Origin of the sequence: Paenibacillus sp. P32E (genome assembly GCF_001909085.1) — a bacterium.
GTDB classification, from domain to species: domain Bacteria; phylum Bacillota; class Bacilli; order Paenibacillales; family Paenibacillaceae; genus Paenibacillus_AQ; species Paenibacillus_AQ helianthi.
In genome coordinates this window covers 96,258-109,317 of sequence record NZ_LVYY01000012.1, presented here as the reverse complement: position 1 = coordinate 109,317, position 13,060 = coordinate 96,258, and the positions used below count along the sequence as shown (strand labels likewise).

The following is a 13,060-nucleotide window of genomic DNA, read 5'->3' as shown; positions in this document are numbered from 1 at the left end:
AACTGGTACGGAGCTTAACGAACAGAATGAAGCGGTACCGAAGAAGAAACGTACAGATTTCATTTTGAATATGAAAGTCTATGCACCTGAGTCCATGAAGGATTCTAAAAATACTGCTTATCCCAGTGATGATATCAAGAATTTTGCAATTTCAAAAATGAGATGGGTAAATGTTAACTCTTACGAGCCTGCCGAAGCTTCGAAAGATCCGGAGTTTCAAGTAGGTACGATGATCGCGAACATAATGGTGAATACGGGGTATGAAAAAAAATATAATTCAAGAGATGAATATGCCGGTACAGGTAAATATATGGCAGAATACCATATTCCGATGATGGTGGATTACGAAGGGTATGTGGTTGAAAAGAAACAAATGCGTGTGCTCCAAAACGCTACACTACAAGTTAACGAGATTAAGAATCTGCAAGCCCAAGTTCGAACAATGGCTACTAGTATGTCTGACTTTAATGACAATTGGTTCGATGTAACATCGGCACCAGGGAATACGACATGGAGCTCGGATAATAAAGCAGTAGCTAGCGTGGACCAGTATGGAAAGGTTAAGGCAATCGCAGAAGGAACTGCCCATATTACGGCAGAGTGGGAAAAAAAGCCATACTTTTTATATGGCACAGCTACCATAACTGTAGGGGGAACAGGAGGAGGTTCAGGTGAATGTACCTACACCATTCAGCCGCCTGAAAAAATTGCAACTCCGCAAACGTCATTTATGGAACCAAATGCGAACGGGGTGATTCTTGGGGATGACACTGCGAATGGAATCCATTTTGATGCGCCGACGGGGATTCCCACCTCAGAGAATTTATACGCCAATGCCTTGGGTAAAAACTATTTGTTTGAGCATACCTTTGCCAATATGACAGGTCAAATTCGTTATAAATGCAGCGTAAAAGTTACATATGCGACGAAATGGAAGGAAGCACAGCCGGATCTTACGGGACCAGATGGAAAAAAAACTTCCCAACCACCAAAACCTAAAACGGGGAAATTTGACAAAACCTATAAATTTGAATTGACACCAAGGGAATATGCATACTGGCAAATAGATCAGTTATCCGTCTACCGAATCGATCATGCACGCATGGAGAACTATGCGCTACCGGGAGGAGCGGTCACACTTCCCCCTAATAACTATGTTCCGCCAGGAGTCAAGCTTGCCAACAGCACAAATGTGGAAGATCATGTGATTCCCCAAGAGACAGGAACCATAACATTTACACCGGAAGTGGTAGACGGTGTGGATCACGAGCCAGATGAAAGCGATGTTAATGATGAGGCGGATATTAAGAGTCTTGCGGAAAAGCAAACCAAAGATCCTGAGGTGCAAAATGACCGTCTAGGATTTAACGGGGAAACAATTATGGATGATACCGTCACTACCAAGACCGGACCTCCCCCGGGAAGGATTCCCGATCCGGAAATCATCGGAGACAAGGTGCTTTACGAAGGTCAGTTGCTGATCAACAGCAGTCTACTCAATCGGCCGAATACAATCAGCACTGGCACGATTTATTATACGATGTTGGCGGAGAATGTGCAGGGACACGGGAACAAGGAGTATTCCATATCCCCAATTAATTCCGTAACGGTGCATACACCTGTAGTCAACTATTCGCTATTGCCCGACGATAACCGCCCGTTCGACCAGCGGATGGTTCCGGATATGACACGGACAGTGCTGATTCTGGATCGGCCCTTCACCGTACACTTTACGGAGAGCGGCCAGCATCTCAATATCCCTGGGTATGGCAACCGGGATTATGCCAAATACACGAAGAACAAACGCATCCAGTTTCCGTTTGGCGTATTTCAAGACGGCCAGTATTACCCAGAAAATACCTGGATTTACATTCCTGTCGGGACACCGTCCATGACTTTTACCATGCCGACCTGGGTCAATGAAGGCGATTATACCATCAATACGCAGTCCTGGGCTATTAATGCTCCGTCAGAAGGCACAGATCTTTGCGAGGTGAACCTGAACGGGGACTTAACGAATTACTGCGCATCGGAGAGTTTCAATGTTGGTGTGGTTGGCCGGCTGTTTAATTTTCGGATTTGGGACATCGGGGATTTCCGTTTTGAAAAGGTATTCCGCACCGGAGTTGGGACATTGGAGCATAGCACTGCGATGTATTATACAGGTGGTAATGACGAGAATGGTAATCCAACGGCCATAAGCGGGCAACCACAGTGGCAGTTGCCAATTCGCAAGGGTTCTCATCCTAACGAACAATTGACGGTACCGCATAACGGATACTCTTTCCAGTTTGATTTCCGGACCATGGGGAACCTGTGGCAGCCGGGCGAGGGCATCCGGATTGAACCGAGCTTCTATTTTATCCCAAAGAGTGGGGGATCGCCGACACCCGTTGATCTGTACTATGATATCTCCGGCTCAAACAACAAAATGATTGGCGTTGGCTCCTCCAAGGACAATCTGAGTTATACCCGAACCTATCGCTTGGCGGATGACCTGCGGAATATATCGAGTGGCGAATTATCGACGGCGGCCAGCTATGAGTACAATTATATACTGAATGAGCAGGAGCGGGAGAAGACCCCTTGGCTGAAGTTCTACAAGCAGTATGTAAAGCGCAAAACCAAACTTGCCACGGGCTATGACCTGGAGGTTCTGCCCTATAAATCGCGGACCTTAGTCGGTCCGACTGATATTCCGAACGGAGTAGACCCCATTGCGGCTGTTCGAAGTGTTCAGCACTGGTACGGAGAATACAATCTGCCGATTTCTCCTTACATCCTGCCTAAGGGAACCAATATAGTCACTCTGGCGAATCAGTACGGAGGCGCACTGGATGGACATGAGCAGGAGTTCATTACCGGTGGTTATATTGTGGTGAAATTCGGAATTTATACGGTAAAAAATGGGGATGTAGACACGCGAATTCTAGGTTACAAGGCTCCCATTGCCAACATGTGGGCGATTGAAGGCCAGATGACGGGAGAAACGGATGAACGGGGTCAGACCTTTTCTTTTTCTTCCGGGGACATTATCCTGTTCGAATCGGACTACTCTGTGCGAAATGATTATCAGGGGCAGGGAAGATAGGGGATTTGTAGAAAATTCCTTAGGAGTTTAATTTATCTTTAAAAGGATTTATATATAAACTTATTAGTGCTTTAGACCGATAAATATATAGTGGGAACTGGATCTATAATAATGAACTTAAAAAAACTGATAGGGATGAAAGAATATTTTTTTAAGTTCATTTTTATATAAAAATCAATTACTTAAGGAGAGGTTAATAATGGCACAAACCACCAAAGTTACATTGAATTATGATGGATTAGTTGGACAGGGAAAGATACTTAAAGGGTATGGAGATGAAGTGGATAGATTAATCAAAAAAATAAAGACTACAATGACTAATCTCAACAGTGTATGGGATGACGCGGCAGCACAGGACTTTACGCAGAAGGTTGTAAAATTGGAACCGACGTTTCGACAATTCCAGGAATCACTTGAAAAGCTTGGATTGCACATGGAAAAGGTTTCTGAAAGTTATAAGACACTTTCAGATCAAGTTAAAAATTCGCAACAATTCTAGCATATTTTTAAGTCAAACAAACTTCACGAGCCCCACTACATAAGATTGCCATTAGCTATGCAGAAAGTTGCATAGCTAATTTTAATTAGAAGCAAGCAGGGGGAAGCACATGGCGTCAACGAAGCTAGTATTTAGCGTAGATGAAGTCCAGCGCCTGCAAACAAAGATCGGACAGGTAAGCCAGGACACGAATCTATTGTATTTGCAACTGAAAGGCCAGGCCAACAACTGGAGCGGTATTCCGTTGGGACAAAACCTGGTGCAGGCCCAGGTGCTCATCAATGAACTGATGGTGGAAGCAGAAAAACTGGAGGATCTCATTCGGAGCGCGGTCCAAGGTGTCCAAAGCGTTCAGGAAGAGAACAAGCGGCAAGCCAGCCAACTCACCCAGCCGTTCAGCCTCTTTGCAGGCATGTTGGGAAGTTTTGGGGGGAACGGAAGCCAAGGGAGGTATTCGATTCCAACCTTTGCTCAGAAAGCAGCGACGAAATTGATATCCTCCATTGCTGCCCTAACAGGCCGGGATGAACTGGATAGCGATCCGATGGTAAGGAATCTTCGGGACATCCTTCAAAAGTCCGGTCTAGGGACCGTAGAAGGGATCGCAGCGCAAAGCAAGCTAAATGATATCAACGAAGCACGGAATCTGATCGCGAAGGCGCAGACAGCCTACGAGGTATACGAAGCTTTTGGAAATCAAACACAAATGGATGCGATGCACAAGCTGGCGGAAGACGCACGCAAGAAGCTGGAGTCCCTGGGCGTAGATAAGGCTCAATATGAGGCAGGGAAAGATTTAAGCGTGTATTTCAAGCAATCGGCGTTGAAGGCATGTGACTACGATCCGTCGAGTACGACCAGCAGTGTGCCTCTGTTGGAAACGGAAGAATATTCACTTCTGCTGCAGATGTTGAGGATGGAAGGGACGAAGGGGGATTGGGCGAAACAGCAATTGGCGCTGATGAAGCCGCAGGCCACGATAGGATCGTCTGACCCGACTAAGCAGGTGTCGTATGAAGAGATTTTAAACCGGGACAACCCTGAGGTAATGAAACGGCTGAAAGAGACGTATTGGTCTACCCTGTCGACAGAGGAGCAGGACCGGATCTACGCAGAGACCAAAGCGTATTACGAAAAGCAAGAGAAGGAAGTGGCAGATAAAAACCGTCTGCTGCGAAGTGGTGTTGGAAACCAGATGCTTGCCAATATTCTGGAAGGCGGAAGCAATATCCTGGTGAATGCAATCGATACGGCATCGTATGGGATGGCAGGGACAATTACGGATTGGACCATGGGACCGAAACCGGCAGGCTATGTTGACCCGACGGATAATCCTTACGGGAAAAAGGCCGGGCAGTTCCTGGGAACGGTGGTCAGTATAGGTCTGCCTGTAAAGTATTTAAATGCAATAAAAACCGGGGGAGCGGTGGGTAGATTTTCGCCAACCTTATTAAGATCGATGGTAGCTGGAGCGGTTAGCGGGACCGTGGGTGAAGCGTTTGACGCGTTCAATGATTTCAGGGATGATGGAAAGCAAAGCTTGGGTGAGCGAATAGCGGCTGTGGGATTCAATACCGTTATTGCTGGTGCGGGAGATTTGGCGATTACTGCGGGAAGTAAAGTGGCTGCCAGTACGATGAGATTTGTGCGAGGGAAGCTGCTGGATATCAAGGTGGAAAAGGTTGAGGTGGCAGGAAAAACCAAAGCGGAAATCGAAGCTAAAGCAAAGGAGATAGGGGAGACCCGTATTGAGGGCACGCCTAAAGCTGACTTAAACAAAATTAGGCAAACTGCGCCGGACTACTATAAAGAATTGATAGACAATTATGGGGATAAGGGAAGATACTTCGCTAGGTCTCCAGAAGAGTACGAGAGTTTGGCAAAAGATCCAGCAAAAAACTTTAAAATAAATGAGAAATCAAAAATTGAGAGACTAGCAGGCTTAGAGTTAGAGGCGAGAGGGGACTTACCTGGTCCTATAGTTAGAGATACTAATCCAGCAGGTGCAGAATTTATTGATGCAACAGGTGTAAAGTGGGACGTTAAAGGATGGTATTCAAAATTTGCACCAAAGGGTTATACACTGGAAAAGGCAATTGCTGATATAGAAGAATCCCTTTCAAAAGGTGAGAATGTTATCATCGATTCATCAAAAATGTTCCCAGAACATATAAACGAAGTACGCGAAGCAATAAAAGAATTAGGTTTAAGTGATAAATTGCTTTGGTGGCCATAAAATATGCGAAAGGAAGTATTGCATGGAGGATAGTATGTTTTTACAACATCATAAATGGGCAGAGTCAGATGGTAATATTGGAGAGAAATTAGAAATTGTGAAAGAAGAATTAAAACAACTAAATCTTGCAGGGATGAATCTGAGTTGTTCAGAGATTGTAGAGTCAAATATGAACAATTCGTTTTTGACAAATAATGATATGAGTGATTGCTATTTTTTAAGTACATCATTCGAAGAAACGAATTTCTCGGAATGTATACTGAGTAAAACAGTATTTGATTACGCTTCGTTAAAACATTCAATTATAACAAATTGTGTAGGTATAAAATCGTCTTTTGAAGATGCAGATCTTAGCTTTGCTAACATATCTGGATCTGACTTGAGGCGAGCATCATTTCGAAGAGCAAATCTAAGCTACACAAAGTTCTCTAATGTTGATTTAACAAACGCTCTACTCGATGGGGCGCTTCTTTATGGGGCAAGTTTTGAAGAAATAAAGGGGATTGATCAAGTGTCTGCCAAACATATTTTTGTTGGAACTGAAGAGAAGCCAACAAGGTTGGACGGTTATGATATCCAAAAGTGGTTAATGGAGCAGAGGAGAGGATAATACCTTCATCAGCGAAATGAAAATTTATTAGATTCCTTGCGCAAGAAACAAGATAAATAGGATTTGTTAAGAATTTTATGTAAGCCCATTTACTTTCCCAATAACAAGATCGTACAAAACAACCAACAAACCAAACACTAACTGATTCAAACACTTGATAAACTTTTAAAAGCTCTTTTCCACTTGAACTATGAGTAGGAATGAGCTTTTTTTGCGTGCCCAAAATCAAAGGAGGATGAAACGAATGGCATAGCGTGAGCAGGTAGTAGCGGAAGGAATAGAGGAACAAGTTGTTGAGGGGACGATGCGTTCGATCGCCCAAGCAGAAGCAGATTATGAACAGATTAAGGTTGAGATTCAGAACTATTGCCAATAGGCGAAGGACATGCGGGAGTAGGCAGCAATGTTGATACGGTCGGGGCGGACGGATTTGCAGGCAGGGGCATAAATACGGCAGTTAATTACCCAAGCTGAACGACTTGAAATGCTAGCCAATCGGAAAAACGAACACTCAAGACTAGAAGTACTTCAACGCATAGAAGATTTACAGCGTGAAGCATCTGCATTGAGGAAAAGTGTACAGCACAATCAAACTATATTAACCCGTCAGCATAAGGAGCTGAAGGAAGCAAGAGAATAAGTGGTGACAATGGTTCAACGGGCAGAAGAGCGAGTGCAGGAAACAGAGCAGCTTTTAGCTTACGAGATGGCGAAGCTGGCAGAACTGGAGGGCTAAGTATATGAAACATTCAATTCGTGTACAGGTCAAACAGTGAAAGAGCCCGACAGAAAATAGAGTTCTTAGGTTTATAGGCTCAACCGAAATAGAGGACAGAGAACGGGACGTTATTCGTGCTACTGGCTGGCAGCTAGAAAATTACAAAAAAAACCTTGTGTTCCTCTGGGCGCATGAGTATACGGTTTCCCAATTGGACGGGCGCTAGATGTGCGTGTAGAGAATAAACAACTGGCATTCGACATTGAATTTCTGGTAAAAGGGCTGTACCCCTTAGCGGACACCGTCTATGTGCTATATAAAGGCGGTTTCATGAAAGCGACTTCGGTTGGCTTCCAAGGCAAGGAGCTTGAACCACACGACAAAGCGGCAGTATCCTGTACAAGAAGCAAGAACTGTTAGAGCTGTCTGCTGTTGTCTATTCAATCATCTGTTGGACTTGATAGAAGAGGAACTGGAACCACACGGCATTGCATTCATTAGTGTGACGGAGCGAATGGATATCTCGACTCCGCAAGGGAAGATTTTCTTGAAAATTCTTGGTGGTTTTGCTGAGTTTGAACGTGCAACCATCAATGAACGTACCCGAAACGGACGAATCACTACGGCTCCAAAGAATCAATACGCTGGCGGATTTATTCCTTATGTCTACAGGCTGTGGAACGGAAACATTGAACTGGATAGACAGCAAGGTAGCACCGTTAAATACATCTTTCAGGAATATGTAGAAGGAACGAACCCTTATCGCATAGCCAAGTTGCTAAACAACCCTGGTATCCATACCAAGACAGGAATGCTTGGACAGTCGTACAGGTACAAAGCATTTTGAACAATGAGACGTACATAGGGTTCAAGATGTACAACGGGCAAAAAGAGCAGAATGGCATTATGCAGAAAGATGTGTTCCCTTGTATCATTAGCCGCCAGTTGTGGAACAAGGCAAGGCAGATCAGCTAATCATTACGTAGACATTGGGAGGCTGGACAAATGAGCGAATTCAAAGAGCGAATGATGATGTGTTCAGTAGAGTACGACGAAATGATTGACATGGCTCAAGCCATGAGGGACAAGGAATGGTTGAGGAACTGGTTACGGAGCAAAAGCGGTTACGTGAACTGGAGATTGAAATGCGTCGTGAGTCAGGCATACTCGACTAGGATACGAGCATACTCTACGGCAGACCCACGAGCACAGGGCGAGACGACGTTCTAATGTAGGATTACCACAAATGACACCGATGAAGGGAGATACAAACGAGAGTGAACCTTCTCATAGGATTAAACGTTATTGACTCCAAACTAAGCATGTATCATAATCTTCGTACAGTATTCTTATTCGATTGTGTTCAGAGATACTGCTAATTTGCCCAAACTTTGAATGCTTAGAAATCACACACTTCAAGCACTTGGAAAACACTGTTATTGGTGATTTCAAGTGCTTTTTTGCATTTAACAGGCTGAAGCGGACAGCGTCCGATAATTACTTAATTAGAGTGTTACATTTTACAATCGAATAAAGCAAAAAAGCGTATGAGAACGGGAGTGTAGCATGTGATGAAAGCAAGCATATCTATCGACAAACAAATGGAATTTTTTGGAGAATATAAAGGGACTTCCTCCTCTTGTGTGTTTTGGTTTGGTCACCAAAAAATTTCTCCAAGTTGGGGTGAAATCCTTTTGTATATCCAAAATTCCTTTGTAACAAGGGCTTAGATTATTGCAAAATGCTCATATAAGAAATATTACAAAGCGAAATTTAAAAAATATCCATTTGTTGTAAAATGGTAGATAGAGATATGTATCAAAAGTGGGTTCTAAAAAATGAAGTGGAATTAAGCATCCAGGTGTCGTATGAAGAGATTTTAAACCGGGACAACCCTGAGGTAATGAAACGGCTGAAAGAGACGTATTGGTCTACCCTGTCGACAGAGGAGCAGGACCGGATCTATGCAGAGACCAAAGCGTATTACGAAAAGCAGGAGAAGGAAGTGGCAGACAAAAACCGTCTGCTGCGAAGTGGTGTTGGAAACCAGACGCTTGCCAATATTCTAGAAGGTGGAAGTAATATCCTGGTGAATGCAATCGATACGGCATCGTATGGAATGGCAGGGACAATTACGGATTGGACTATGGGACCGAAACCGGTAGGCTATGTTGACCCGACGGATAATCCGTATGGAAAGAATGCAGGACAATTGGCGGGAAACCTCATCAGCATAGGCCTACCGTTGAAGTATTTGAACAGTGTGAAAACCGGGGGCGCAGTGGGGAAATTCTCCACCACGTTATTGAAGTCGATGGTAGCGGGAGCCATCAGCGGGACCGTGGGCGAAGCGATGGACGCGTTCAATGATTTCAGGGATGATGGAAAGCAAAGCCTGGGTGAGCGCATAGCGGCTGTGGGATTCAATACCGTTATTGCTGGTGCGGGAGATCTAATGATTACTGCGGGCAGCAAAGTAGCTGCCAGTGCGATGAGATTTGTGCGAGGGAAGCTGCCGGATATCAAGGTGGAAAAAACTGAGGGAGCAGGAAAAACCAAAGCGGAAATCGAAACTAAAGCAAAGGAGATAGAGGAGACCCGTATTGAGGGGACGGGTGAATTCAATGATCCAATAAAAACGAAAACGAATAAAGGCGTAGAAGTTGAATTTGATAATCCGTACGGTAGTAAAATAAAGTGGGTTGAACAAAACCCTAAGAATATTCCAAATGCAATCGAAAGTGCAATGAGTAATAGCAATATTGGTAAAGCTATTGAGGGTAAAGTTGGAAATTACGTTCAGCAAAAGGTAGAAGTAACAGGGTTCGGTTTAAAACTAGACAATATATCTACTGGTAAACCAGCAGGAGATATTGATGTCATGACACACAATCAAATTATAGAGATTAAGAAGTCAATGTCTGCTGTTAAAATGGATCAAATCGATAAGTATGTTAATCCAAGTAATTCTCAATTCTTTAATTTTGAGGGTAAAGAGATTGTATTGTATATTGATGAGATTATTGAAATCTCAAATCCTCAAACAGCTAAAATAATTCAAGAACTTAATAGTAAGGGTGTAAAAGTTGTGAATTCGCTCGAAGAGTTAGGAGGAGTTTTGAAGTAATGGGGATGTCATCCTTTTTATTATTTAATCGTGGAGAAAGTACTCCAGCAAATGATTTATTGAGGGACATTAATAAAATTTGTATAGAGGAGAATCTTTTCTTTGATAGCGATGAAGAAACTTACGATAGTGAAGGGACACTAAAATACACGCGAGTATATATAAGTGACTTGCCATTTAGGGAGAATTATTCAAGAACTCTTAGTTTTAGTGTGTATGATGAACCGTATGAATATCAATTAGTTAGTTTTAAATGGGATGATACTAAAAATGAATATTTTAAAGCAGTAGTATCTGACGATTTTGATGATAATGAAGATCTATTATTACGATTTTCCCACGCCATACTTAAGATCTATCCGACAGCAAAAATATGGGTAGAGGAAGAATGGTTTTATACTCTAGAGGACTTAGATAATATTACTAACATGCCGTACGTGAGTGATTGGTGCTATAAAGATCCAAGGGAAATAGCTCGAGATTAGTTGTGGTGGCTGATGATTTGAGATTCAATGGAGTTACCCAGTGTCGAATCCTGTTGAACAAACTGGATATATTTCCTGGCGTAAACCCGCAGGACGTATACTGGACGATTGGTCAATTGGTGACGAGGAGGAATGGCTTGATTAAGGCATTGATCTTGCTTAAACCAAGCTTAAACCAATTACACATGAAACTCAGTTACCACTATCCGAGCTATAAGAGGTTCGAAGATCACGAGGCAGGGAAGAATCGTTAGTTGTTTCATATGCAATATCAGGATAAAGTTGATTTCAATGATACACACCTCATTCAACTTATTTGCGTACGATGTAAAAGAGTCTGACCGTAGCAATAACGCACTAGATTCTTAGTGTATTCTTTCTTGCCTTTGGAACGAAGGTCAGTTGATATGAGATGTGCAGGTAATGCCTACCATCTCTAATTCCAGTAGATGTCCGTAAACTCGACTGCTATGCAAGCCCCCCACTCCCCCACAAGTTCATTAAAATTTTTTATATTTAGTGCGTACAATCACAAACCGTCTTCCCTGCTGGCGTTAAGGTATAGAGGTAAAAGAAACCTAGACCAACAACAACCCAAGGGAGGGCCCAGCATGACGGCCAAACAATTGAACAATACAATGACGGATACATCTGTTCAATTCACCGGTGAAGCAATGGTAAGAGATATCGTCCTTCAATTCCCCAAAGCAGCAGATTACTTCAAGGCACAGCGGATTGACTTTTGCTGCGGAGGCGCGAAGCCTTTGGCAGAGGCGGTAGCCGAAAAAGGGCTTGATACAGAGGCAGTCCTTCAGGATCTGAACAAGCTGTATGCCGACCATCCGGTGCTGGAAGAAGATACGGCCTGGAACGAAGCATCGTCAGAAGAGCTGGTTGATTACATTATCAACAAGCATCACAACTATTTGCGCGAGGAGCTGCCGCTCATCGCCCAGAATGTAACAAAGGTTTTCCGCGTCCATGGTGAGGATTCTCCGCACTTGGCTGAGGTGTACCGCTTGTTCCATACGCTGCGTGAGGAATTGCTGGAGCACACGGCCAAGGAAGAGGAAAGTGAATTCCCGAAAATGCTGGCCTATGATAAAAATCCGAGCGCTGAAGGGTTGGCTGAGCTGCGCGGACTGCTAAGTACGCTGCAGGAGGAGCATGACGGGGCAGGAGATATTTTACGCGAGCTGCGGAGAGTTACAGGGGATTTCACCCCGCCGGAGCATGCTTGCACCACTTACCGTCTGACGTATGCCCGTCTTGAAGAGCTGGAGGGCATGACCTTTGAGCATGTCCATCTGGAGAACAACATCCTTTTCCTGCGTTACCAATAGAAGATTAGCGGTTTTCACTAGTCCCTTAGGGGACTTTTTTTATGCTGGGACAAGGAGTATTTGAGAACGGCACCCGTTTACGTTATTCTTAAAAAAGACAATGTACATAATCAAGACATGTCTGAACAGCAGCGGAAGGCTGGAGTCAGGCGGGAGAAGGCGGTGCCGGGAATGTCCGCGAAGTGGGTGTGGCGTATTTTACTGGGAATAATGATAATTGCAACCTTGAGCGGCTGCTCATCGGTGCTTGGCACTCCAACAGATGGGAACGATGCCGCGGCTGGAAATGCCGGACCGGGCTTTTCAGTTCGGGTCGGTGACAGCGAGCTCGCTGGAAGCGCGGGCAGGCAGCTAAGTGAAGCCTATACAGATGGGGTGACGCTCATCGAGCTGCTCAAGAACAGTGGCGTAGCCACGTTTGCGGATGAGGGGTACAAGATCCTGGCAGTCAACAAAGTATCTTTGAGTCCCGAGTGGAGTTGGGAGATTCAATTGAATGGCAAAAAAAATACGGATTGGAACAGCCGCGTTGACCGCGGGGACACCATCGTGGCTGAAGCCGTACCTGCAGCAAGCGGGGCAGAACTGCAGCCGGTCATTTTCACTGTTAACGGGGGTAGTGAGCAGCCGCAAATGACGCATTCTTACGTACTGCCGTATACCGAGGACCTGTCCGTACGGGGGGTATTGAAGACCAGCGGAATGGTGCAACTCTCCGAGGATAATAAGACGATAATCAGTATAATGGATTACAAGCCGCTCAGTAATGAGGCATGGATGCTGAAGGTCAATGGCAAGCAACTGCTGGACACCGGGATCGATATGAAGCTTAGACCACAGGATACTCTGGAGGTTGTGCTTGTGTTGCTCTAAATGAAGTACTATTTCGCCACATTCCTTAGGCTTACGTCAAGGAATATGGCGTTTTTTTGTGTCCCAAAAGAGTTAAGG

The 13,060-nt window shown here is 44.3% G+C and carries 12 protein-coding genes; all 12 read left to right on the top strand.

The genetic code is table 11. The annotated features are described in order from the left end of the window. Positions 1 to 70 precede the first annotated feature (70 nt). The 12 genes from A3848_RS12885 (at position 71) to A3848_RS12825 (ending at position 12,982) form a co-directional block, all read left to right on the top strand. Complete coding sequence (locus tag A3848_RS12885) at positions 71 to 3,091, top strand: DUF5704 domain-containing protein (protein ID WP_218619001.1); 3,021 nt, start codon at positions 71 to 73, stop codon at positions 3,089 to 3,091. A 199-nt stretch (positions 3,092 to 3,290) separates the two neighbouring features. Next, positions 3,291 to 3,590, top strand: a complete 300-nt coding sequence (locus A3848_RS12880; RefSeq protein WP_074085339.1) for a WXG100 family type VII secretion target — start codon at positions 3,291 to 3,293, stop codon at positions 3,588 to 3,590. A gap of 109 nt (positions 3,591 to 3,699) precedes the next feature. Next, positions 3,700 to 5,826 (top strand): hypothetical protein, encoded by a 2,127-nt coding sequence (locus A3848_RS32930; protein WP_256702347.1) that lies wholly within the window; start codon positions 3,700 to 3,702, stop codon positions 5,824 to 5,826. 22 nt (positions 5,827 to 5,848) lie between these two features. After that, on the top strand, positions 5,849 to 6,436 hold the full coding sequence (locus tag A3848_RS12870) for a pentapeptide repeat-containing protein (RefSeq protein ID WP_074085338.1): 588 nt from the start codon (positions 5,849 to 5,851) through the stop codon (positions 6,434 to 6,436). A gap of 946 nt (positions 6,437 to 7,382) precedes the next feature. Then, positions 7,383 to 7,574 carry a hypothetical protein gene (locus tag A3848_RS32305; protein WP_178381993.1) on the top strand — a complete coding sequence of 64 codons (192 nt, stop codon included), beginning with the start codon at positions 7,383 to 7,385 and terminating at the stop codon, positions 7,572 to 7,574. A gap of 37 nt (positions 7,575 to 7,611) precedes the next feature. Beyond that, positions 7,612 to 8,001, top strand: a complete 390-nt coding sequence (locus A3848_RS12860; protein ID WP_178381992.1) for a recombinase family protein — start codon at positions 7,612 to 7,614, stop codon at positions 7,999 to 8,001. After that, positions 7,998 to 8,129, top strand: coding sequence for a recombinase family protein (locus A3848_RS32925; RefSeq protein ID WP_256702346.1), 132 nt, complete (start codon positions 7,998 to 8,000; stop codon positions 8,127 to 8,129). The genes A3848_RS12860 and A3848_RS32925 overlap by 4 nt, the downstream gene beginning before the upstream one ends. Before the next feature lie 596 nt (positions 8,130 to 8,725). After that, positions 8,726 to 8,884: a hypothetical protein gene (locus A3848_RS32300; RefSeq protein WP_178381991.1), complete on the top strand. Its 159-nt coding sequence runs from the start codon at positions 8,726 to 8,728 to the stop codon at positions 8,882 to 8,884. Positions 8,885 to 8,967: 83 nt separating this feature from the next. Continuing rightward, positions 8,968 to 10,281: a hypothetical protein gene (locus tag A3848_RS31320; RefSeq protein ID WP_083612121.1), complete on the top strand. Its 1,314-nt coding sequence runs from the start codon at positions 8,968 to 8,970 to the stop codon at positions 10,279 to 10,281. Beyond that, complete coding sequence (locus A3848_RS12840; RefSeq protein ID WP_074085335.1) at positions 10,281 to 10,766, top strand: hypothetical protein; 486 nt, start codon at positions 10,281 to 10,283, stop codon at positions 10,764 to 10,766. Before A3848_RS31320 ends, A3848_RS12840 begins: the two co-directional genes overlap by 1 nt. A 626-nt stretch (positions 10,767 to 11,392) precedes the next feature. Continuing rightward, positions 11,393 to 12,109 (top strand): iron-sulfur cluster repair di-iron protein, encoded by a 717-nt coding sequence (gene ric, locus A3848_RS12830; RefSeq protein ID WP_074085411.1) that lies wholly within the window; start codon positions 11,393 to 11,395, stop codon positions 12,107 to 12,109. A 117-nt stretch (positions 12,110 to 12,226) separates the two neighbouring features. Further along, positions 12,227 to 12,982 (top strand): hypothetical protein, encoded by a 756-nt coding sequence (locus tag A3848_RS12825; RefSeq protein WP_178381990.1) that lies wholly within the window; start codon positions 12,227 to 12,229, stop codon positions 12,980 to 12,982. Positions 12,983 to 13,060 lie beyond the last annotated feature (78 nt).

Coding starts and splice junctions, on each gene's coding strand:
- A3848_RS32300 (WP_178381991.1), top strand. CDS start 8,726: ATGAAAGCAAGCATATCTATCGACAAACAAATGGAATTTTTTGGAGAA.
- A3848_RS32930 (WP_256702347.1), top strand. CDS start 3,700: ATGGCGTCAACGAAGCTAGTATTTAGCGTAGATGAAGTCCAGCGCCTG.
- A3848_RS12880 (WP_074085339.1), top strand. CDS start 3,291: ATGGCACAAACCACCAAAGTTACATTGAATTATGATGGATTAGTTGGA.
- A3848_RS31320 (WP_083612121.1), top strand. CDS start 8,968: ATGTATCAAAAGTGGGTTCTAAAAAATGAAGTGGAATTAAGCATCCAG.
- A3848_RS12885 (WP_218619001.1), top strand. CDS start 71: ATGAAAGTCTATGCACCTGAGTCCATGAAGGATTCTAAAAATACTGCT.
- A3848_RS12840 (WP_074085335.1), top strand. CDS start 10,281: ATGGGGATGTCATCCTTTTTATTATTTAATCGTGGAGAAAGTACTCCA.
- A3848_RS12825 (WP_178381990.1), top strand. CDS start 12,227: ATGTCTGAACAGCAGCGGAAGGCTGGAGTCAGGCGGGAGAAGGCGGTG.
- A3848_RS12870 (WP_074085338.1), top strand. CDS start 5,849: ATGGAGGATAGTATGTTTTTACAACATCATAAATGGGCAGAGTCAGAT.